The 20,109-nt window shown below is 68.1% G+C and carries 20 protein-coding genes; 11 read left to right on the forward strand and 9 right to left on the reverse strand.

Annotation, left to right across the window (positions count from 1 at the left end; all coding sequences use genetic code 11):
• Positions 1-10: 10 nt before the first annotated feature.
• The 3 genes from HNR24_RS01150 to HNR24_RS01160 form a co-directional block, all read right to left on the reverse strand.
• The gene (locus tag HNR24_RS01150; protein WP_259392479.1) at positions 11-1,117 is read right to left on the reverse strand and encodes a N(5)-(carboxyethyl)ornithine synthase; all 1,107 of its coding nucleotides are present in this window, start codon (positions 1,115-1,117) and stop codon (positions 11-13) included.
• A 337-nt stretch (positions 1,118-1,454) separates the two neighbouring features.
• Positions 1,455-2,780: an ISL3-like element ISPfr2 family transposase gene (locus HNR24_RS01155; RefSeq protein ID WP_182494755.1), complete on the reverse strand. Its 1,326-nt coding sequence runs from the start codon at positions 2,778-2,780 to the stop codon at positions 1,455-1,457.
• A gap of 107 nt (positions 2,781-2,887) precedes the next feature.
• Entirely contained in the window at positions 2,888-3,199 is a 312-nt protein-coding gene (locus HNR24_RS01160; RefSeq protein ID WP_006247389.1) for a putative quinol monooxygenase, read from the reverse strand.
• A 107-nt stretch (positions 3,200-3,306) separates the two neighbouring features.
• On the opposite strand from HNR24_RS01160, the gene HNR24_RS01165 reads away from it, so the two are divergent.
• Together HNR24_RS01165 and HNR24_RS01170 are read left to right on the forward strand one after the other, a co-directional pair.
• On the forward strand, positions 3,307-4,248 hold the full coding sequence (locus tag HNR24_RS01165) for a GlxA family transcriptional regulator (RefSeq protein ID WP_182494756.1): 942 nt from the start codon (positions 3,307-3,309) through the stop codon (positions 4,246-4,248).
• Positions 4,249-4,705: 457 nt separating this feature from the next.
• A complete protein-coding gene (locus tag HNR24_RS01170) occupies positions 4,706-5,737 on the forward strand; it encodes an EcsC family protein (protein ID WP_220477138.1) in 1,032 nt (343 codons plus the stop codon).
• A gap of 260 nt (positions 5,738-5,997) precedes the next feature.
• Here HNR24_RS01170 and arfB read toward each other — a convergent pair whose 3' ends face one another.
• The 3 genes from arfB to HNR24_RS01185 all read right to left on the reverse strand — a co-directional run bounded on the left by arfB (position 5,998) and on the right by HNR24_RS01185 (position 8,620).
• Positions 5,998-6,438 (reverse strand): alternative ribosome rescue aminoacyl-tRNA hydrolase ArfB, encoded by a 441-nt coding sequence (arfB, locus tag HNR24_RS01175; protein WP_182494758.1) that lies wholly within the window; start codon positions 6,436-6,438, stop codon positions 5,998-6,000.
• Positions 6,439-6,568: 130 nt separating this feature from the next.
• A complete protein-coding gene (locus HNR24_RS01180) occupies positions 6,569-7,759 on the reverse strand; it encodes a glycosyltransferase (RefSeq protein WP_182494759.1) in 1,191 nt (396 codons plus the stop codon).
• A 75-nt stretch (positions 7,760-7,834) separates the two neighbouring features.
• Positions 7,835-8,620 carry a YqjF family protein gene (locus tag HNR24_RS01185; protein WP_182494760.1) on the reverse strand — a complete coding sequence of 262 codons (786 nt, stop codon included), beginning with the start codon at positions 8,618-8,620 and terminating at the stop codon, positions 7,835-7,837.
• A gap of 211 nt (positions 8,621-8,831) precedes the next feature.
• Here HNR24_RS01185 and HNR24_RS01190 point away from each other — a divergent pair, with 211 nt between their 5' ends.
• From HNR24_RS01190 to HNR24_RS01210, 5 genes are read left to right on the forward strand one after another with little or no spacing between them, the layout of a single operon-like run.
• Complete coding sequence (locus HNR24_RS01190) at positions 8,832-9,650, forward strand: glycosyltransferase family 2 protein (protein WP_058887198.1); 819 nt, start codon at positions 8,832-8,834, stop codon at positions 9,648-9,650.
• A complete protein-coding gene (locus HNR24_RS01195) occupies positions 9,647-10,567 on the forward strand; it encodes an endonuclease/exonuclease/phosphatase family protein (protein ID WP_259392384.1) in 921 nt (306 codons plus the stop codon). The genes HNR24_RS01190 and HNR24_RS01195 overlap by 4 nt, the downstream gene beginning before the upstream one ends.
• Positions 10,567-11,205, forward strand: coding sequence for a DUF2238 domain-containing protein (locus HNR24_RS01200; RefSeq protein ID WP_182494761.1), 639 nt, complete (start codon positions 10,567-10,569; stop codon positions 11,203-11,205). The genes HNR24_RS01195 and HNR24_RS01200 overlap by 1 nt, the downstream gene beginning before the upstream one ends.
• Positions 11,187-12,443: a flavin monoamine oxidase family protein gene (locus HNR24_RS01205; RefSeq protein WP_182494762.1), complete on the forward strand. Its 1,257-nt coding sequence runs from the start codon at positions 11,187-11,189 to the stop codon at positions 12,441-12,443. Before HNR24_RS01200 ends, HNR24_RS01205 begins: the two co-directional genes overlap by 19 nt.
• Positions 12,444-12,447: 4 nt before the next feature.
• On the forward strand, positions 12,448-14,115 hold the full coding sequence (locus HNR24_RS01210) for a cryptochrome/photolyase family protein (RefSeq protein ID WP_182494763.1): 1,668 nt from the start codon (positions 12,448-12,450) through the stop codon (positions 14,113-14,115).
• Between the two features lie 7 nt (positions 14,116-14,122).
• Here the strand turns inward: HNR24_RS01210 and HNR24_RS01215 are convergent, their stop codons facing one another.
• Both HNR24_RS01215 and HNR24_RS01220 read right to left on the reverse strand, forming a co-directional pair.
• A complete protein-coding gene (locus HNR24_RS01215; protein ID WP_182494764.1) occupies positions 14,123-14,776 on the reverse strand; it encodes a hypothetical protein in 654 nt (217 codons plus the stop codon).
• Between the two features lie 91 nt (positions 14,777-14,867).
• Positions 14,868-15,605, reverse strand: coding sequence for a maleylpyruvate isomerase family mycothiol-dependent enzyme (locus HNR24_RS01220; protein WP_182494765.1), 738 nt, complete (start codon positions 15,603-15,605; stop codon positions 14,868-14,870).
• A gap of 24 nt (positions 15,606-15,629) precedes the next feature.
• On the opposite strand from HNR24_RS01220, the gene HNR24_RS01225 reads away from it, so the two are divergent.
• From HNR24_RS01225 to HNR24_RS01235, 3 genes are all read left to right on the forward strand, one after another.
• Positions 15,630-16,409, forward strand: a complete 780-nt coding sequence (locus tag HNR24_RS01225; protein ID WP_182494766.1) for a sulfite exporter TauE/SafE family protein — start codon at positions 15,630-15,632, stop codon at positions 16,407-16,409.
• Between the two features lie 337 nt (positions 16,410-16,746).
• Positions 16,747-17,685 carry an aldo/keto reductase gene (locus tag HNR24_RS01230; RefSeq protein ID WP_182496045.1) on the forward strand — a complete coding sequence of 313 codons (939 nt, stop codon included), beginning with the start codon at positions 16,747-16,749 and terminating at the stop codon, positions 17,683-17,685.
• A gap of 3 nt (positions 17,686-17,688) precedes the next feature.
• Positions 17,689-18,138 (forward strand): N-acetylmuramoyl-L-alanine amidase, encoded by a 450-nt coding sequence (locus HNR24_RS01235; RefSeq protein WP_058887189.1) that lies wholly within the window; start codon positions 17,689-17,691, stop codon positions 18,136-18,138.
• A gap of 31 nt (positions 18,139-18,169) precedes the next feature.
• Here HNR24_RS01235 and HNR24_RS01240 read toward each other — a convergent pair whose 3' ends face one another.
• A complete protein-coding gene (locus tag HNR24_RS01240; RefSeq protein ID WP_182494767.1) occupies positions 18,170-18,979 on the reverse strand; it encodes an aldo/keto reductase in 810 nt (269 codons plus the stop codon).
• A 128-nt stretch (positions 18,980-19,107) separates the two neighbouring features.
• Between HNR24_RS01240 and HNR24_RS01245 the strand changes: the two genes are divergently transcribed.
• Positions 19,108-20,019, forward strand: a complete 912-nt coding sequence (locus HNR24_RS01245) for an NADP-dependent oxidoreductase (RefSeq protein ID WP_310735359.1) — start codon at positions 19,108-19,110, stop codon at positions 20,017-20,019.
• Positions 20,020-20,109 lie beyond the last annotated feature (90 nt).

The following is a 20,109-nucleotide window of genomic DNA, read 5'->3' on the forward strand; positions in this document are numbered from 1 at the left end:
CTCCCTTATTTCAGGCCGTCCGAGCGTGCGGGTAGCCCGGCTCACGGTGCTGGAAGCTCAGGATCTTGGGGTTCTGGATCACGCCGTCGTGGATCTCGATGGCACGCGAGATGATCGGATTTTTCGACCACGCGGCCGGGCCCTCCATCACGGTGCGCAGGAAGGGCAGGAGTGCCGCGCTGACCTCCCAGGTCGCGGAGTTCCAGAGGTAGGAGGGGGTGTGGTCCACGGCGTAGTAGTTCACGTTCTCCCCGACGGTGAACATGGGCTCCTCGAACGTGGTGGTCTCCGCCCATTCGAAGCCCATCCCCGGGTCGCAGGAGACGTCGATGATCAGGCTTCCGCCGCTGAAGCGCTCCAGGTCCTTGGTTCGCAGGTAGGTCAGCGGTGCGGTGACGTCTTGGAGCGTGCAGTTGACCACGATGTCGTGTGAGGCCAGGAACTCCGGCAGCGGGACGTCCCCGGCGGAGGTGATCACCTCGCTCTCCGGCGTGGTCCCGGCCGCGGTCTTGAGCTGCGTGATGTGCGCGGTGTGAATCGGGGAGCCCACGGCGGTGGCGCCGCGCTGGGTGAGCACTTGGATGTCGTGGATTCCCTGCGCCTTCAGCGCGGTCACCGCACCTCGAGCCGTGGCGCCGAACCCGATCACCACGGCGCTGCGCCGGGGCCCGTAGTCGCCGGTGGATCCGATCAGGCTCAGCGCGTGCAGCACCGAGCAGTAGCCGGCAAGCTCGTTGTTCTTGTGGAACACGTGCAGGCTGAAATCCCCGTGACGGGTCCAGTGGTTCATCGCCTCGAAGGCGATCAGCGTCAGCCGGTGATCGATGGCGGTCTGCGTCAACCCGCCGTCCTGGACACAGTGCGGCCAGCCCCAGAGCACCCCGCCCTGGGGGACCGCCGCCACGTCTGCGGCCTGCGGCTTGGGCAGGAGCAGCACATCGGCGGACGCCATGACCTCGGCGCGCTCGGCGACCCGGCCCACCCGGGACTCGATGTAGCCGGCGTCGAGCTGGAAGTCAGACCCGTAGCCACGTTCCACGATCATCCGAGCCCGGAGGGCCGGGTCGATCTCATCGAGGTGATGGGGGTGGATCGGCAGCCGCCGCTCGTTCTCCATCGAGGAGTTCGCGAGCAGCCCGAGGCTCAGCAGCGTGCTGCTCGAGGCGGAAGTGTCAGAGAGCTCGGCTGGATCAGCGGAGAAGGAGGTGGTGCTGGACATCGATATTCCCATCATGAGGGAACCATGGTCGGCTCCTGTCCTGACTGTACGCCGCCCCACCAAGCAGGATCACCGGTTGCTGGCCTCAGTCCAGACAGCGTCGTCCGCGACTTGCCTTGATCCCATCGCACTCACGCCCGCCCCGGGCGTCGACGGCGGTGTTTGCCACTGGGCGGCTCGGATGCGCCATTGCGGGGCCTCTGGAGCGGCGTCTCAGAGCCACTGCGAAACGGGCTCATCCCAATCGGGGGTGTAGGAGTTGGGGTCTGAAGCCGCCGGTCTCGAGCAGGCTTCGGGCGATGTAGTTGGTCAGGTTGCGGAACCCGAGTGCGGAGCCGCGCAGGTGTTCGAGCCGTCCGTTGAGTGCCTCGGTCGGCCCGTTGCTGGTGCCGGGTCGTTCGAAGTAGGCGAGCACGTCGGCGGCTCGCTTCTTCAGGGTCCGGCCCAGGGTGGTGAGCTCGGTGAGCACCTTGGGGACGCCGGCGCTGAGGTCGGTGATCAGCTTCTCCATGAGCTCGCGGCCACGTTGCCGGTCCTCGTGGCGATAGGCGGCGATCATCCGCTGGTAGACACCCCAGGTCGCCTCGACCTCGACGTGAGCGTCATCAACGAACAGCGCGCGTAGCCTGTCGCTCTGCTTGTCGGTGAGCAGGTCCGCGCCGGTGTGCAGCGTGCGCCGCGACTTGTAGAGCGGATCGTCCCTGAACCCACGGTGCCCGTGGATCGCGAGTTGGACCCGGCGCCGGCACCTGTCGAGGGCGTCACCGGTCAGGCGCACGACGTGGAAGGGATCCATCACCGTGACCGCGTCCGGGATCTCCTCCGCAGCGGCGGTCTTGAACCCGGTGAAGCCGTCCATCGCGACCACCTCGACCGCGTCACGGAAGGCGTCGTCGCGGTCGGCGAGCCAGGTCTTGAACGCCGCCTTCGACCGGCCCTCGACCATGTCCAGCAGCCTTGCTGGGCCGGCGCCATCGCGGACCGGGGTGAGGTCGATGATCACGGTGACGTACTTGTCGCCACGCCTGGTGTGGCGCCAGACGTGCTCATCGACGCCAATGACCTTCACGCCCTCGAACCGAGTGGGGTCGTTGATCAGCAGCCGCTTGCCTTCGGCCAGGACCGCGTTGTTGGCGGTGTCCCACGCGACCCCGAGTCCCTCGGCGACACGGGCGACGGTGAGGTGTGCGACCACGATCCCTTCCAGCGCCCACCGCAGCCCGGTGCGCGAGAGCTTCGCGCGTGGCTCCGCCGCGGCGCTGCTGTCTTGGCGCCACACGTGTCCGCAGTCGGCACAGCGGTAGCGGCGCACTACAACTTCCAGCACGGTCGGTCGCCAGCCCAGCGGCTCGTGGGTCAACCGCCGGATCACGGTGTCACGAGCGGCGCCTTCGCTGCCGCACCGTCGGCACCACTGATCTGGTTCCACCACGCGGCACGCGAGGACCGCACGATCCGGTTCAAGTCGTTGCCCGATCACGCTCAGACCGAGGCCGTCGAGTCGAGCGAAGGCGGTTAGGTCAGGGCGGCCGAAGCCGGCCGGCGGGGTAGCGTCGGACACGTCGAGGTCTCTCGGATGGATGGCGTAGGAACCTCCATCGTCGGGAGACCTCGACGTCTATCTGCGGACCGACTCGGCGGGGCGCGATCGTCTCGTGCGTTGGCGGACTACGGGAGCTTGGACGCGAGGACGTCGGCCGCCAGGATCTCGGGTGCTGCGCCGAGGAGGTGCTGGTTGGCCATCAGGGCTGCGACGATGGCGCCGTTGGCGTGGGCGTCGCGAGCGGCCTCGTCGGGGAATGCATCGAAGATCCAGAAGGTGTCGGCGTGGGTCCTAGCCGCGAACCAGACAATCGTTCCTACTTCTTCGTTGGCGAGTGCGACAGCGCCGGCGAGCAGATCGGCGAGCGCGTCGTGCTGTCCATCGGCCGCGACGATCTTGGCGACGAAGGCATACGGAAGTGATGCGGGTGTGGACATGAGGGGTTCTCCTTGAAGTCGGGGTTCTTCGTGGGGCGAGTTCAGCATATGACGAGCGAGGGCCGATGGGGAGTGGCGTATACGGCAGTATTGCTATTATTCACGCCATGCGTATCGGACTGATCGCGATCGACGGCTGCTTCGGTTCGGCGGTCGCGTCGGTCATCGACATCGTGCGGGTGGCCGACGGAGCCCGCGGCGATGTCGACCCGCGGATCGACCCGATCGAACTCGCCATCCTCGGACCGAAACGGCGAGTGACCACGACGGCATCGATGACCCTGTCGGTGGACCACCCGCTGGCGGAGTCCGGAGAGTTCGACGTGGTCGTCGTCCCCGCGCTTGGAACCCTCACGGCCGCCGCGACCCACGACGCCCTCCAGAGCCGAGATGCTCGTTCGGTCATCGCCTCACTCGGGCGCCTCGACGACGCGACCACCCGGATCGCCGCGGCGTGCACCGGCGTGTTCGCCGTCGCCGAGACCGGACGGATGCATCATCGGCGGGCGACGACCAGCTGGTTCCTGGGGCCGGAGTTCCTGAAGCGCTATCCGACCGTCGCCCTCGATCTCGACACCATGGTCGTCGTGGACGGGAACCTCGTCACCGCCGGCGCCGCCTTCGCCCACATCGACCTCGCGCTCTCACTCGTGCGATCGATCAGCCCCGACCTGGCCCAACATGTCGCCAAGCTCCTCATCATCGACGAGCGCCCGTCGCAGGCGGCCTTCGTCGCCTACGAACATCTCCGGCACGAGGACCCGATCGTCGTCGAGTTCGAACGCTTCGTGCGCGCCCGCCTGGACGAACCGTTCAACGTCGCCTTCGTCGCGCAGTCGCTCGGCACCAGCCGGCGCACCCTCGAACGACGAGTCCGTGCGGCGCTCAACCTCACTCCGCTCGGCTTCGTCCAACGGCTTCGCATCGAACGAGCTCGGCACCTCTCAGCAACCACGGACCTCACCTCCGCCGAGATCGCGCTACGGGTCGGCTACGCGAACGCCGAGACTCTGCGCTCCCTCCTGCGCAGGGAGCGACGCCGTTCCTGACCTATCGCCATGCCTGTAGCCGGTGTCCTAGCGCCCGGTTGGAACCACCTCTCAGCACGTCGCGTCGACGCTCCTGCGTCGCCCCTGGACGACCCACTCGACACGCCCGAAGCACAGGCCATGGGACGTGCCCCGGCTTCCCGGACGGTCGGGGTTGGGTGGCTGTGATGTCGCTGCGTTCTCGTCGAGAGGGTCAGCAGACCCGATCAGGGTCGATTGGGATGAGACGCGAAGGCGGTCAGGTCAGGGCGGCCGAAGCCGGCCGGCGGGGTAGCGTCGGACACGTCGAGGTCTTTCGGATGGATGGCGTAGGAACCTCCATCGTCGGGAGACCTCGACGTCTATCTGCGGACCGACGCGCCCGGCCGACCTACACTCTCATCTGGGAAGAGCCGCGAAACGTCATATATGTATCCTTTACCGGAGAACCTCAACGTGCTAGCGAATGGCGCCAATTGTGAGCGGTAAAAAAGAGACCGATCCGGAGAAGACTCTCGAAAGTGGATTCGATTCTCCCGTCGAACCTTTCAGTGGTGCCGCTCCATCAGAGGAAGAACCTGAACCCGGGCTGCGTGCGACCATGGACGATCAGAATAGAGAGGCCGAGCAGTTTGCAATTGATTTTCTCAAGGCAGTGCTGCGCCTTCGTGGTGTTCGCATCGGTAGGCGGCAGTTTCTCCGGTCTGAGTTTCGTCGAAGAGGCTTAGATGACGCTTTGATAGATGACGCTTTGGCTTCGAATCCTGCCGCTGCCGGTATTTCATTGGCGACATTGGACGAGATCGCGCGGGGTGCAATCGAGTTTGAGACCCGAAAGTCCACTGCTCTCTCTTTTGCCGCGGGCTTACCAGGGGGCTTCGCCATGCTGGGAACCGTCCCTGCGGACATCACACAGTTCTACGTGCATGCCTTCAGAGTCATGCAGAAGATCGCCTACCTGTACGGCTGGCAGTCTTTCCTGGAAGATCTCGAAGACATCGATGACGAGTCTCTCGGCAAGCTCGCGGCGTTTTTGGGTGTCATGATGGGAGTGGGAGGCGCATCTGCGTCCGTAAGTGCTTTCGCCGTTCAGGTTGCTCGCCCTGCGGTCCAGAAGAAGATAGCCAGTGTCGCTCTGACCAAGTCTGCCTGGTATGTGCCGATGAAGCAGACGCTCCGCGTCATCGGCGTCCAGGTCACCAAACAGAGTTTCGCGAAGACGGTGACAAAAGTGGTTCCGGTTGTGGGGGGAGTCGTGTCGGGAGGTCTCACCTTCGTCACTCTTCGTATTCAATCGAAGCGACTTATGACGCACCTCAGGGAGCTGCCCCCGCCCAACACTGATGCCGAGACCTACCTTGCTGACGTTCGAAGAGCAGACGAAGCGAGTTCGAGTGGTTCTAGATCTCCGTTGATTTCAGGGGCGCGCGATTTGGGTGATTCGATGGCGACGAAAGCCAGCCTAGTGGGTTCCAACGTGACCGGTTTCTTGCGACCGCGAAAGAAGTAGTCAGAATCTGCGCGTCGCGACGAATCCCGCGGATCAGTCACCATTTCACCGGGTTTTGTTCCACGAGGCCATTAGATCGGGGCTGAGTTCCCGCGGCGTGATGAGGGAGCCCCTACGCGATCCGTCGGATTGCGAAGTTCTGACTATGGGGCAACAGCGCATCGAGATGCCGTGGCGGGTGCATGCGATGAGGAGACCGTGAAGTGTCGGTCCCGAGCCCGCCGCTGAAGGCGATGGTATGCGCCGACGGGTTGCTGGCCTCAGTCCAGACCGGGCCGTCGTCGGTTCTGCTTGATCTCCGCTCGCTCTCGCTTGCCCTGGAGGCGCCGACGGTGTGAACATCGGGTCGCTCGGGTGGGGCGCCGCGGGACCGGGGGAGCGATCGACTCGCGTAGCAGCTCGGCGAGGCGCTCCCGGGCCGCGGTCCGATTCCGGCGCTGGGAACGGTGCTCGGCCGCGTTGATGGTGAGCACCGTGCCGGCCAACCGAGTCTGCAGCCGCTCCAGAGCCAGGCGTCGCTGAACCTCGGTGAGCGACGTCGTCGTCGCCAGGTCCAGACTCAGCTGCACCCGGGAGTCGGTGGTGTTGACCCCCTGGCCGCCGGGCCCGGAGGCGTGGGAGAACTGTTCGCGCAGCTCACCTGCCGGGATGAGCAGCCCATGGGGTGCCCCAGGGCCCGGGGGTACGCGCAGATTCTCCACGCCCCTAGTCTGCCGCACCGCCACCCGGCCGCACGGTCGCCCTGCCACAGAGCCACCTGGCCGCGCAGCCGTTGACCGCAGTCTTGTCGCCCGGCCAGGGGTCCGGCCAGGGGTCCAGTCGGGGGTCCGGTCAGACCAGTCCTTCCACGATCCGCACTGCGGTCCCGGCGCCGTCCTCCTGCGCCATGGATCCGGCCGCCGCCTGCACCGCAGCGCGATAGTCTCCCGCGCTGCTCAAGGCGGAGCTGAGCCCGGCCGCAGTGAGTCGCCGCTGCGGAATTGGTTCTGGAGCCAGCCCCTTCTCGCGCAGCCGTGCACCCCAGAACGGCTGATCGGCGATGAACGGCACCAGCACTGAGACGGTGCCGGCCGCCGTCGCTGCGTGCACCGTGCCAATCCCGCCATGGTGCACCGCGGCCGCCGCTTTCGGCAGCACCGCGTTGTGCCCCACCGAACGGGTCACCAGCAGGTCCTTCCCGCGCAGCTCCTGCGGAACCTCCAGCCCGCCGAGGCCCGTCGCCAACAGCGCCCTGAACCCGGCGCCGCGAATCCCGGCGAGGACCTCGCGGGCCCGCGCCACCGAATCTCCTGAGGCCATCGACCCGAACCCGGCAAAGACGAAGTCCCCGGCCTCGATGAATGCCGCCACCTCGGCGGGAACCGCCTCCGAGGCGTCGCCGGGCCCCGAGCCGGCACTGGTCCAAGCGCCGGTCAGGTGCACCGAGTCGCCCCAGTCCGCGGGACGGTGCAGCAGCGCCGGGCTGATCGGCAGCAGGGTGGCCGCCGGCGGGGGTGTGCGGCGGCTGAAGCTGCCGACCAGCCGGGAGACCTCCCGGAGGTCCCGGCGGAACATCGCCTCACCACCACTGGCCAGGCGGTAGGTTACCCGGTTCAGCGCACCGAGATCCCGGGTGAGCGTCCCGGCGGCGGGGAAGCTGCTGGTGGGGGTCACGGCCGGCACGATCTCGACCAGCACATGCGGGATCCCGAGCGCCTCGGCCACCAACCCCGCAGAGAGAATCTTCGGATGCGCCAGCAGCACATCGGGTGCGAACTCCATCGCCGCCCGCGCAGACTCCAGGAGCACCGCGCGCATCAGCGGCTGGATGACCGAACGGTAGGACCGCAGCGCCGCCGCCACGGAGACCCCCTGCTGGGTGATCAGCGCCGTGTAGTCCACACCCATGCTTGCGACGTCGATGCCGGTCAGGTCCACCCCGGAGTTCTCCGGCACCACCAGGCGCACCTCGTGTCCGACGGCGGCTGCCCGGCGCGCCAGCGCGGCGAAGGGGGCCACGTCCCCGCGAGATCCCGCGGTCACCAGCAATATCCGCATCCTGCTCACCTGCTCCCTCTCCGATCCAGCGCCGCCCGTTGGGTCGCCTCGCCCGCCGAGTCACCCGGCCTGTTCGGACCCGACCCGCCGCGACTCCCGGCGCGGTCCGCGCTGCGGGGTGGTGAACACCGTGGTCACCTCCGAGGCGTAGAGCACCGAGTCCGGGGCCCGCTCGGCGAGCCCGGGGAAGCCGGCGGCGCCCAGCAGCCCGTCCTGCAGGTGCACCAGCTCGGCCTGCTGCAGGGGCCAGGGCTCGTGGCTGTTCCGGCAGTAGAGGGTGCGCCCCCAGTGCTGTTCGTGGAACCCCCAGCGTGCGGTCAGGAACTCCGCCAGCGGGTCATGCTTCAAGGCCGCGTCGGCTGCGTCGTCGTGGCCCGGACGCACGCGCAGCGTGGAGGAGGCAGCGCGCTGCCCGTGCCGTCGGGTGGTGTACTCCACCTCGCCGTCGTGCTGCTGGATCCGCATCGACGCCCACTGATAGCGCAGCCCGAACACCGCCCGCGCCACCAGCACCGGGATCAGGTGCGAGGCCTCCAGACTGCGGAAGACCACCCCGCGGCGACCCTGCTCGTCCACCGAGTAGAGCCGGACGTTGACCTCCGGGAAGTCCCCGAGCCAGGGCACCGCGGGCCCGCCGAAGAAGGAGCTCTTCGACATCTGGAATCCGATCAGGCCCACCCAGGAGCTGCCGTCGAAGACATCCGGGGAGCAGCCCGGGGGCATATAAGGGGTGACGACGCTGGGGTCGACCCGCCAATGCAGGAAGGACACCTCACTCCACCGCTGCCGCAGGACGGCCGGACCGCCCAGCGGCGGGGCCTCGGGGGAGAGCGCATGCACAGCCATCAGGACACCTCGTCGTCGCGGCAGGAAGCTCGGCGCTCCGCAGAGCGGCGGCCGTTGATCAGCATCATATCCAGCCCGGATCACCCCGGGCGCCGGTGTCGCGCGTCTGCGCAGAAGACGGCGTAGATTGATCCAGTAGTGCAGGGGGTCGACAAGCTGACGTCCCCGAACAGGCGGCGATGGTGTCAGAACAAGGCGAGGTGGTTTCCCGATGAGCGGTGAGAACGCGAACCCGAGCGAGCCTGCCAAGCCCATCACCGTCTCAGTGGTCATCCCGGTCAAGGATGACAGCGCCGCACTGACGGTCTGCCTCGCCGCCCTGGCCGCGCAGACCCGGACCGCAGAGGAGATCATCGTGGTGGACAACGCCTGCACCGACGACTCGGCCGCAGTGGCGCTCGCCGCGGGCGCCACGGTATGCAGCTGTCTGCAGCCGGGGATCCCCGCCGCCAGCGCCACCGGCTACGACGCCGCCACCGGTGACCTGATCCTGCGGCTCGACGCTGACTGCGTGCCGGGACCTGAGTGGATCCACGATGTCATCGCCGCCTTCGAGGAGCAGCCAGAGGCCGGGGCGCTCACCGGAGACGCGGAGTTCATTGACGGGCCGGCCCTGCTGCGACGACCGCTGGTGCGGGCCTATCTCTTCGCGTACATGAACTTCTGCATCCCGGCGCTGGGTCACCGGCCGCTGTTCGGCTCCAACCTGGCCATGCGCCGGGAAGCATGGGACACGGTCCGGCTCTCGGTGCACCGCGATGACCCCGAGGTCCACGACGACCTCGACCTCTCCTTCCATCTCGGCGAGCACTATCGGCTGGGCGCCATCCGCGGCGAGCCGATGGGCATCTCGATGCGTCCGTTCTCCGACGCCCGAGCCTTCCGACGCCGGATCAGGCGCGGATTCCGTTCGGTGACCGTGCATTGGCCGCGCGACCTTCCACCCCGGAGATTCTCACGCCTCGCCCGACGCCGCTCCGCTCAGAGCGGCCAAGCGCGTCCACCCGGGCCTCAGGAGACTCACCCATGACCCCAGAGCAGGCAGGCGCGCCCATGGACTCCGCCGGCTCGCCGGGATTCGGCGTGGGGGCCCAGGACTCCAGGCTCCGCTCGGAGTCCGCGCTGATCGGGCCCGTGCCCGCGCCGGGACTGCATGTGATGAGCTGGAACATCCGCCGGCGAAGCTTCGCGCTGCATCCGCGCCGAGCGGATCGGTGGCGGCGCCGCGCCCCAGGGGTGCGCAGCCTGCTGAAGACCGAGCGTCCGGCTCTGCTCGGGGTCCAGGAGGCCCTCGCGGACCAAGCAGGTTTCGTCGCCGAGTCGCTCGGGGGCGGACACCGGTTCGTCGGGCACGGCCGGGGCCCGCGCGGGCACGGCGAGGCCTCACCGATCTACTACGACACCGAGCGACTGGAGCTCCTCGACTGGGAGCAGCGTGCCCTCTCCGACACCCCGCACCACCCGGGATCCCGGTCCTGGGGGAACCTGATCCCGCGCATCATGGTCGTCGCGAGATTCCGGGACCGCGCCACCGCCACGACCTTTCTCGCCGTGAACACCCATCTGGACCATCTTTCGCTGAGCTCCAGGTTGAGCTCGGTGGAGAGCATCCGGGAACTCATCACCGGCAGTGAGCTGCCGGGGGTGGTCCTGGGGGATATGAATGCCGGTCCCCGCAGCGCCCCGATCCGGGAGCTGCTGCGCGGGCAGGCGCTGGTCGATGCCTGGGCGGTCGCCGAGCGTCGCGAGAGCCCGGAGTGGGGAACCTTCGCGAACTACCAGGAGCCGCGCCGCGACCGAGCCCGGATCGACTGGATCATGGCCACACCTCAGGTGCGCGTGGGCCGCGCCGTGATCAACACACGGCGCGGCCCACGCGGCTGGGCCTCGGATCATCTCCCGGTCCAGGCCGTGCTGCACCTCGACGAGGCCGGTGGTGCCCGGTGATGGAGAACTTCCTGCGAGCCCCGCAGAGCATCGCCGAGGTCGCCGCCGACGTGCTGCGCGTAATCGGTCTGTTCAGCGTGATCCTGGCGGCGATGTTCCTCGCCCCCACCGATGCCGGCATCCTCGCGTTCGCGCTGCCCGGACTGGTGGCGCCGCGCTTCCTGGGCCTCCCCGCCGCGGCGGACATCACGGTCTCAGCGACGCTGCTGATTGCCGCCTGGAGCAACGTCTTCGACCTCTACACCCTGATCCCCAACTGGGACCTGCTGGTGCATTTCTTCTGCACCGCAGTCCTCGCCGCGGGACTCTACGTCATGCTGCTGCGCTCCCAGACCGTGGCGGATCCCCGCTCGCACCGACGTGCCGCATGGATCGGGGTGCTGCTCACCGCCACGCTGGGGCTCGCACTGAGCGCGGTCTGGGAGATGGTGGAGTGGCTGGGCTTCAACTTCGTCACCCCCGACATCTTCGTGACCTACACCGACACGATCTCAGACATGGCCGCCGGCGGGCTCGGATCGCTGGCAGCTGGCGTCATCATCGTGCGTCACCTGCGTTCGAACCGACGCGTGTCCCAGGCCCCGCCTAGACTGAGCCACACGCGACGGGATGGAGATTCATGGACACCGACGTCATAGTCATCGGCGCAGGGCTCGCCGGACTGCAGTGCGCGCGCCGGCTGCAGCGCAACGGACACCGGGTCATCGTGCTCGAGGCCGCCGACGCCGTGGGCGGGCGGGTGCGCACCGACCTGATCGACGGATTCCGGTGTGACCGCGGCTTCCAGGTGTTGAACCCGGCCTATCCGGCTGTGCGGGACTGGATCGACCTCGACGCACTCGGGCTGCAGAAGTTCGGGGTCGGAGCGGTGATCCGCACCTCCAGATCCACCACCACGCTGGCGCACCCGCTGCGGCACCCGCAGCACGCGCTGGCCACACTGGGCAGCCGACACACCCCGCTGCAGGACCTGCTCGGCCTGGCGCGCTGGATCGCCCCGAGCCTGCGGCAGCCGCCCACCGGTCCACGACCGCAGCAGGACCAGACGCTGAGCGCCTCCTTCGACGCGGCGGGATTCACCGGCAGGCTGCGCCGAGATGTGCTGGAGACCTTCCTCGCCGGGGTCCTGGCGGACAGCAGCGGGCAGAGTTCGGCGAATTATGTGCGCCTGCTGGTCCGCTACTTCGCGCTGGGCACCCCGGGGCTGCCCCGGGAAGGCATGCAGGCGCTTCCCGAGCAGATGGCGCAGTGGCTGCACGACCCGGTGCGGCTGCACACCCCCGCCCGGGAGATCACGCACACCGCCGACGGGGTGCAGGTCGGCACGGATGCTGGGGCGCTGCGGGCCCGGGCCGCCGTCGTCGCCGTGGCGCCACAGCAGCTGCACGAGCTCACCGAGGCCCCAGCGCTGCCCACCCACGGGCTGACCACCTGGTGGTTCCGCGCCCCGGAGCTGCCACAGCCCGGAGAGTTCCTGATGCTCGACGCGACGCGGCGCGGGGGAGGCCCGGCCGGACCGATCTGGAACACCGCAGTGGTCTCCCAGGCCGCGCCCTCCTATGCGCCCGAGGGGCAGCACCTGGTGCAGGCCACCACCTTGCTGGACCGGCCCGACGGGCTGGCCGAGGAGGCCGTGGTGCGCCGAGACCTGGAGCGGCTCTACCAGGTGTCCACCGCGGACTGGGAGCTGCTCACCCACCACATCGTGGAACATACGCTCCCGGTCCAGCCGCCGCCGCTGCGCGAGGCCAGCCCGCAACAGGTGGGGGAGCGGGTGCTGATCGCCGGGGACCATCGCGATCACGGCTCCCTTCAGGGTGCGCTGGTCTCCGGTGACCAGGCGGCGCAGTCGGTGACCCGACTGCTCACCGGCTGAGCCCATGGCCACTTCTCCTGCGCTGCGGCTGGTGCTGCCGCATCAGCTCTTCGAAGAACACCTCGACGCCGACCCGCAGACCGGGTTCGTGCTGATCGAACACGACCTGCTCTTCCGGCAGTACCAGTTCCACGCCCAGAAGCTGGTGCTGCACCGGGCATCGATGGATCGCTTCGCGCGCCGCCTGCGCTCCCGCGGCCACCAGGTCTCGGTGCTGCGCAGCCAGGCCGACCGCAGCTCGGCCGCCGCGCTGAGCGAGCTGATCCGTGACCTCGCCCCGGCCGAGGTCACTCTCTTCGACGTCGTCGACGACTGGTTGGAACAGGACCTGCGCGCCGCCCTGGAGGAAGGCGGCTACTGGCTGCGTGCCCAGGACGTGCTGGAGACCCCGAACTTCCTGACCAGCCGCACCCACGTCGATGACTGGTTCGCCTCCCATGACGCCCGGATGCATGAGTTCTATGTCTGGCAGCGCCGCCGGTTCGGTCTGTTGCTCGACGCTGACGGGGAGCCGGTCGGTGGGAAATGGTCCTTCGACGCCGAGAACCGCAAGAAGCTCCCGCGCGGCTACACGCCTGCCACGGTGCGGCGCTTCGCGAGCCACCCGGTGCTGCAGCAGGAAGCGATGTTCGACCTCGACGCGCTCGGCGGCGGGGACAGTGCCGGCAGCGAGGCCGGTACCGGGGGAGGTGAGAGTGGCGCGGCCGGTGGTGATCGCGGTGACGCCGTTGAAGCGCGCACGGGTGAGGCCGGCGCGGCCGACGTGGAGCGGGCCATCGCCTGGGTCCGCGAGGAGTTCCCCGAGGCGCCGGGCGACCCGGGGTTGTTCGCCTGGCCCACCAGTGCCGAGGAGGCCCGCGAGCACCTTCGTGAATTCGTCCGGGAGCGACTCAACGACTTCGGCCCCTATGAAGATGCGATCTCCGCGGAACACCCCTTCATCGCACACGGTCTGCTGACCCCTGCGCTGAACATCGGACTGCTGAACCCCCGCGAGGTGGTGGACGCCGTGCTGGAGGCCGCCGATGAGGACACTCCGTTGGCCTCGGTGGAGGGGTTCATCCGGCAGGTCATCGGTTGGCGGGAGTACATGCGCGCCACCTACCGGACCCGGGGGCGTCAGCTGCGCACCGCGAACCGGCTGGAGCACCGGAACGCGCTGGGAGCGGGCTGGTGGGATGCCAGCACTGGACTTGCCCCGGTGGACCTGGTGATCTCCCGCGTGCTGGCCACGGGATACACCCACCACATCGAGCGTCTGATGGTGCTGGGCAACGTGATGTCGCTGCTGCGGATCCACCCGGACGCGGTCTACGAGTGGTTCATGGAGCTCTTCATCGACGCCTACGACTGGGTGATGGTGCCCAACGTCTACGCGATGAGCCAGTTCGCGGCGGGCGAGGCCATCACCACCAAGCCCTATGTCTCTGGCAGCAACTACCTGCGCAAGATGTCGGATCTGCCCAAGGGCGACTGGGCCGAGGAGTGGGACGCGCTGTACTGGACGTTCATCCGGGATCACCGCGAAGTCTTCGAAGCCAACCCGCGGGCCCGGATGGTGGTCTCACTCCTGGAGAAGATGGACCAGCAGAAACGCCGGGGCCATCACGATCGCGCGCAGCGGCTGCTGGAGCCCGGGCCGGAGAGCCGGCTGCTTTTGAAGCAGCGGTGAGCCCTGCTCAGCTGGCGTCGGATCCGGCCGTGCCCGGCTCGACCCCGTCCTGCTGCAGAGCGGCGTTCCAACTGCCGTAGCTGTTGCGGATGCTCGGCCCTGAGGGCAGATCGCTGCGTCCACTCTGCTGTTCGCGCTTCCGCCAGTCCACGTAGCTCTGGTAGCTGGTGGTGAAACCGGCCCGACCGCCGTTGGCGGTGAAGTCCCGCAGCGCTGCCCGAAACTGCTCCTCGGTGAACCGTGCGCTGCCGAAGCCGGAGGGCCTGGCACGGCTCGAGGCCGCCAGTCCTGCCTTCTGCAGCGCCGCACTCCAGGAGCCGGAGGCGCGTTTGAGGATCGTGCTGGCACCCACGGGCCAGACGTTCCTGCCCCGGCCAGGCGCCGTCCCCTGGGCGTCCAGGAACTGGGCGCGCAGCTGCGCGTACTTCTGCGCCGAGAGGCTCAGAGACGGATCCGCGGCGACGGCGTCCCGGCCTGCCTGCACGGCCTCGAGGGCCTGCGGGATCTTCTCCGCCGCGCCCTGGTCCTGCAACATCTGGGTGACGCTGTCCAGCAGCTCGAGGGCTAGCGGCGCGGACTGCGGGTCGCGGTTTCGCCCGAGCCCGATCGCGAAGAGCAGGCTGGCGGTGATCGCGCTGTCACTCACCGAAGGTGCGGCCATGGGCTTCACACGTCACTTTCATCGGTCATCAGGTATCAGTCATCGGTCGTTGGCGATTGTTCATTCAAGTCTTGGTCACCGAGCCGGGCCGCTACGGTGTCAGTGGGCCGGCGAGGACTGCGGCGGCTGCCCGCGCATCACCGCTGACGGTGAGCCCGGTTTCCTCCAGACGGCCCCAGAGCAGCAGGGCGAGCTCGTCGTCGCAGGCTCTGATCACCGCGGCCGGTTCAGCGGAAGACCCGGCGGGGACCCGCCACTGCCTGCCCGAGCTCTCCGAGATCAGCAGCAGGGAATCCTGGGGATCTTCCGCGCGGCCCAGGCCTAGCTGCCGGGGATGAAGCACCTCCACCACCTCCGCCACACAGTCCTCCCAGACTGCCGACTGGACCTCGGGCATCGCAGATCCCAGCGCCTGAGACAGGTCCCAGAGGTGGATCAGCGTCTCGTGGATCTGTCGTCGCTGCCAGAACGACGCCGGCCCCAAGCCGGTGAACGTCTGACATGGCTGATCAGTGGGCACCGAGGACAGCGTGGTGCGCAGCAGCTCCGCGTCTGCCCGGTAGCGGGATGCCAGCGAACGGTCGTCCGAGGCGCCGTCGCGGGCAGCCGCAGCACCGGGACGTTCCAGCCTCTCGCCGAGCACCTTGCCAGCGGCCCAGACGTGCACCGACCCCAGGTGCTCCGCCAGCTCCCGCACGGACCATCTGCCGCAGCTCGGCACCGGGGACTCCGGGTCGGCACCTGCCAGCGCAGACTCGAAGGCGCGCTGCAGCTCGGCAAGCTGCGCCAATGGCAGTCCCGGGGAGGCGGTGGGCTCGTCGTCGACCATTCGCGGAGTCTATAGGCTGGGCCGATGGTGGAGATGGAGGCGCTGAGCTGGGTGCTGCTGGGGGCGGGCGCCCTGGTCGTGGGACTCTCCAAGACGGCGCTTCCCGGGGCTGGCACGCTCGCCGTCGTCCTCTTCGCCATGGCCCTGCCGGCCCGCGAGTCCACCGCGGCGCTGCTGGTGCTGCTGCTCGTCGGCGATCTCTTCGCGATCTCGATGTACCGCAAGACTGTGGACTGGGCGATTCTGCGCCGACTGATCTGGCCGGTGCTGCTCGGCGTGGCGGTGGGCACGGTGTTCCTCGGGATCGCCTCCGATTCCGCGGTGCGCCGCGTGATCGGCGTGATCCTGCTGGGACTGCTGGTCTTCACGCTGCTGCGGCGCCGCGGTGCGACAGACCCGCGGTCAAGCCGGCAGACCCCGACGCGGCAGCCCTCGACGAGCCCGCGCCGTGCAGCCCGCGCGGCCGGGTTCGGCTACGGCTGGCTGGGCGGGTTCACCACGATGGTGGCCAATGCCGGGGGACCGGTGATGAGCATGTATCTGCTGGCCATGCGCCTGGACGTCAAGACGTTCCTGGGCACCGCCGCCTACTTCTTCTTCGCGGTGAACCTGCTGAAGGTGCCGTTCCAGATCGGTCTGGGGCTGCTGAACACCCAGATCCTGAGCATCGTGCTGGTGCTGGTGCCGCTGGTCGTGGTGGCGGCGTTCCTCGGCCGTTGGATCGCCGGACGAATCTCCCAGACCGTGTTCGAGCGTCTGGTTCTGGGGCTCACGGCCGTCGGTGCCGTGAACCTGCTGCTCTGACCTGGGACGACTCTGTCGGGCTGAACAGGCCCTGGAAGGTTGCGTTTGTCGACGATCTGGGTGCCCGGTAGGTTGCGAGAATGCATCTTTCCCGTCGCAAACTGATCACGGCAGCGGCCACGGGCGCGACCGCCGCAGGCGTCACCCTCGTGTCCGCCCTGCCGGCCTCAGCGGCGCCCCGCCGCCGGTACCGCACCCGGCCGAGCCCGCGGATGCGGCGCCAGCCCACCGAATATGACCGGTCGCGGAAGCAGCAGAACCCCGCCAACAGCCTCGGCTGCCCGCTGGGGAGGGGATTCTGATCTCCGCGTCAGAGCAGCACGGCCCCAGGAACACCCTGGGAGCCAGCGAGATCGAGGTCTCCGGCCTGTGCCTGGGTGCGAACACCTTCGGCTGGACCAGTGACCGAGAGGCTTCCTTCGAGGTCCTTGATGCCTACCTCGCAGGTGGCGGGAACTTCGTGGACACCGCCGACAGCTATTCGGTCTGGGTGCAGGGCAACAGCGGAGGCGAGTCCGAGACGATCATCGGGCAGTGGCTGGCCGCCCGAGGCAACCGGGACGAGGTCGTCCTGGCCACCAAGGTGAGTCAGCACCCCGACTTCAAGGGGCTCGCCGGTGCAAACGTCGTCGCAGCCGCCGAGGCCTCGCTGCGACGGTTGGGGACCGAGCACATCGACCTCTACTACGCGCACTTCGACGACGAGCAGACGCCGCTGGAGGAGACCGTCGAAGCCTTCGAGACCCTCGTGGCGGCAGGAAAAGTCCGCGCGATCGGACTCTCGAACTACACACCGGAACGGATCCGTCAGTGGTTCGAGATCGCTCGTGCCACCGGGGCGAGCCTGCCCGTGGCGCTGCAGCCGCATTACAACCTGGTCCACCGGGGTGACTATGAGACCGGCAAGAGCGCGATCGCGCAGGAGAAAGGACTGGCCGTGATGCCCTACTTCGCTCTGGCCTCTGGCTTCCTGTCCGGAAAGTACCGTCGCAGAGAAGACCTCGAGGGTGCAGCTCGCGCCGGAATGGCCGGGAAGCATCTCTCCGAGTCCGGGCTCAAGGTCTTGGAAACCGTGGAGGAGATCGCGCAGCGCCTCGAGGTCGGCATGCCTGCTGTGGCGCTGGCCTGGCTGCGGACCCGCCCGCAGGTGCTGGCTCCGATCGCCAGCGCCCGCACCACCGAGCAGCTCCCGGCCCTGCTTGCCGGAGCTCAGCTTGAACTCTCTCCGCAGGATGCGCAGGCGCTCACCGCCGTCTCACAGGAAATGGAGCACTGACCCGTGTCTCAGAACGTCATCTGGAAGACCTCACCGAACTTCAGCACCGGCCGGGGTGGCACCGCGGTGGACCGCATTGTCATCCACTACATCGTCGGGACCCTGGCCGCCTGTGACGCCACCTTCCTGAACCCCGCCTCCCAGGTCAGCGCGCACTACGGGATCGGCGAGGGCCGGATCCACCAGTACGTGAGCGTGCACAACACCGCCTGGCACTCCGGAAACTTCGCGTTCAATCAGCGCAGCATCGGCATCGAGCACTCCGCCGACCCGAATCGGGCGCCCACCACGCAGACGCTGAACATGTCGATCGAACGTTGCGTGACCCTGTGCCGGCAGTTCAACCTGAACCCGCTCACCGCCATCGTCCCGCATGAATCCGTGGTCCCCACCGCCTGTCCGGGCACCGTGGACTGGGAGTACATCCGGGACCGCACCGCAGCCCGGATGTGATCCCACACCGGGCGGAGCTCCAACGAGGAGTTCACCCGGTGAAGGTGTCCGGGTGGCCGCCGCGGCGGCCCTCCTCGCCCTTATCCAGAGTGGCGATGGCCGCCATGTCCTGCTCGCTGAGTTCGAAGCCGTAGATGTCTCGGTTCGTCGCGACCCGCTGCGCCGAGTTGGTCTTCGGGATCGCGACCACTCCGCGCTGCAGGTGCCAGCGCAGCATGACTTGGGCCGGGGTGACCCCGACGCGCCGGGCCAGCTCGGTGAGCACTGGATCCTCGAACTGATCGGTGCGCGCCAGCGGGCTCCAGGCCTGCACCACGATCCCGCGCTCCTGAGCGAACAGGCGCGCCTGATCATTGGCGAAATACGGGTGCATCTCGATCTGGTTCACCGCCGGGGCCAGCCCGGTGGCCTCGATCAGACGCTGAAGCTGGGCGGGCTGAAAGTTCGAGACGCCGACGGCGCGCGCCCGCCCGTCCTGGGTGAGCTCCAACATCGCCTTGTAGGTGTCCACGTAGTCGACCTCGAGCATGGGCATCGGCCAGTGCATCAGGAACAGGTCCACGTCGTCGAAGCCCAGCGTCTGCAGGGACTGCGCGAAGGTCTCCCGGACCGCCTGCGGATCATGGTTGCCGTTGTTCAGCTTCGTGGTGAGAAAGACCTCGGCGCGGTCCACCCCGGAGCGTCTGACCGCCTCGCCGACCTCTGCCTCGTTGCCGTACATCTGCGCGGTGTCCAGGAGGCGATACCCGGCGTGCAGCGCAGCCACCACCGCCTCGGTGGTGGTGCCGCCGGTGCCGAAACCGATCTCCGGCATCTGATGTCCTGTGTTGAGCTCGATCATGGGGCGATCCTACGCGCAGTGTCCGTGCGCACCTGATACTTCTGCCGTGGGATCCCTGCGACGCCGGGGATCATCACCGGGAAGGAATAGAAGGTGCTCATCGCAGGGTTGCCATGACCATGCGTGCAATGAGCTATTCCGAATACGGCGACCCTCAGACCCTCGAACTGACCGACCTCCCGCTGCCCAAGGTGGCGCCCGGAGCGGTCCTGATCAAGATCGAACGCGCCTCGGTGAACCCCGTGGACTGGAAGCTGATGTCCGGCGGGCTTGACGGGCTCATGGACGTCGTCTTCCCTGTGATCCCCGGCTGGGACGTCTCCGGGGTCATCGAGACCACCGGCCCCGATGTCCCGGAGTTCTCTGCCGGTGACCGTGTGGCCTCCTATGCCCGGAAGGACTTCGTCCACGGCGGGACCTACGCCGAGTACGTCTCGGTGCCCGCGGCCTCTGTGGCCCGGATCCCCGATGGTGTGGATTTCGACTCTGCGGCCGGGCTTCCCCTGGCCGGACTGACAGCGCTGCGCTCCCTGGAGACCCTGGAGCTCACCGCGGAAGACACACTGCTGATCCATGCCGCCTCCGGAGGGGTGGGCCATCTGGCCGCACAGCTGGCGGTGGAGCGCGGTGCCACGGTGCTTGGCACCGCCTCTGAGAAGAACCACGCGAAGCTGCGCGAACTCGGCGTGACCCCGCTGACCTACGGAGAGGGACTCACCGACCGGGTCCGCGAAGCCGCTCCCGGCGGTGTCACCGCGGTCGCCGACTTCGTGGGCGAGGTGCTCCAGTACACGCTGGCAGTGCTCAACGAGGGTGGCCGGCACATCTCCGTGGCCGATCCCTCGGTGGAGGAGCACGGCGGGCACTGGATCTGGGTCCGCCCGGACGGGGAGCGGCTGCAGACGCTGCTGGAGAAGGTCGCAGCGGACACCCTGCGGGTCTCCGTGGACCAGATCTTCCCGCTCGAGGAGTCTGCCGCCGCGATGCAGGCCAACCAGTCAGGCTCCAACGGCAAGATCCTCATCGATACCACCCGCTGAGAGCAGGTGCTCGACAGCCCGCGTTCCGTGCTGGCTGTCGATCACTTGCCAGCGGGACTAACCTGATCACGTGCGGTCTCATCTCAGGGG

The sequence above is a fragment of the Nesterenkonia sandarakina genome, assembly GCF_014138825.1.
GTDB classification, from domain to species: domain Bacteria; phylum Actinomycetota; class Actinomycetes; order Actinomycetales; family Micrococcaceae; genus Nesterenkonia; species Nesterenkonia sandarakina.

What these genes read in the sequence shown, in the direction of transcription:
- HNR24_RS01225 (WP_182494766.1), top strand. Translation starts at nt 15,630, where the DNA reads ATGGTGGAGATGGAGGCGCTGAGCTGGGTGCTGCTGGGGGCGGGCGCC.
- HNR24_RS01210 (WP_182494763.1), top strand. Translation starts at nt 12,448, where the DNA reads ATGGCCACTTCTCCTGCGCTGCGGCTGGTGCTGCCGCATCAGCTCTTC.
- HNR24_RS01240 (WP_182494767.1), bottom strand. Translation starts at nt 18,979, where the DNA reads ATGATCGAGCTCAACACAGGACATCAGATGCCGGAGATCGGTTTCGGC.
- HNR24_RS01160 (WP_006247389.1), bottom strand. Translation starts at nt 3,199, where the DNA reads ATGTCCACACCCGCATCACTTCCGTATGCCTTCGTCGCCAAGATCGTC.
- HNR24_RS01200 (WP_182494761.1), top strand. Translation starts at nt 10,567, where the DNA reads ATGGAGAACTTCCTGCGAGCCCCGCAGAGCATCGCCGAGGTCGCCGCC.
- HNR24_RS01195 (WP_259392384.1), top strand. Translation starts at nt 9,647, where the DNA reads ATGACCCCAGAGCAGGCAGGCGCGCCCATGGACTCCGCCGGCTCGCCG.
- HNR24_RS01215 (WP_182494764.1), bottom strand. Translation starts at nt 14,776, where the DNA reads ATGGCCGCACCTTCGGTGAGTGACAGCGCGATCACCGCCAGCCTGCTC.
- HNR24_RS01245 (WP_310735359.1), top strand. Translation starts at nt 19,108, where the DNA reads ATGAGCTATTCCGAATACGGCGACCCTCAGACCCTCGAACTGACCGAC.
- HNR24_RS01150 (WP_259392479.1), bottom strand. Translation starts at nt 1,117, where the DNA reads ATGGAGAACGAGCGGCGGCTGCCGATCCACCCCCATCACCTCGATGAG.
- HNR24_RS01185 (WP_182494760.1), bottom strand. Translation starts at nt 8,620, where the DNA reads ATGGCTGTGCATGCGCTCTCCCCCGAGGCCCCGCCGCTGGGCGGTCCG.
- HNR24_RS01220 (WP_182494765.1), bottom strand. Translation starts at nt 15,605, where the DNA reads ATGGTCGACGACGAGCCCACCGCCTCCCCGGGACTGCCATTGGCGCAG.
- HNR24_RS01190 (WP_058887198.1), top strand. Translation starts at nt 8,832, where the DNA reads ATGAGCGGTGAGAACGCGAACCCGAGCGAGCCTGCCAAGCCCATCACC.
- HNR24_RS01165 (WP_182494756.1), top strand. Translation starts at nt 3,307, where the DNA reads ATGCGTATCGGACTGATCGCGATCGACGGCTGCTTCGGTTCGGCGGTC.
- HNR24_RS01205 (WP_182494762.1), top strand. Translation starts at nt 11,187, where the DNA reads ATGGACACCGACGTCATAGTCATCGGCGCAGGGCTCGCCGGACTGCAG.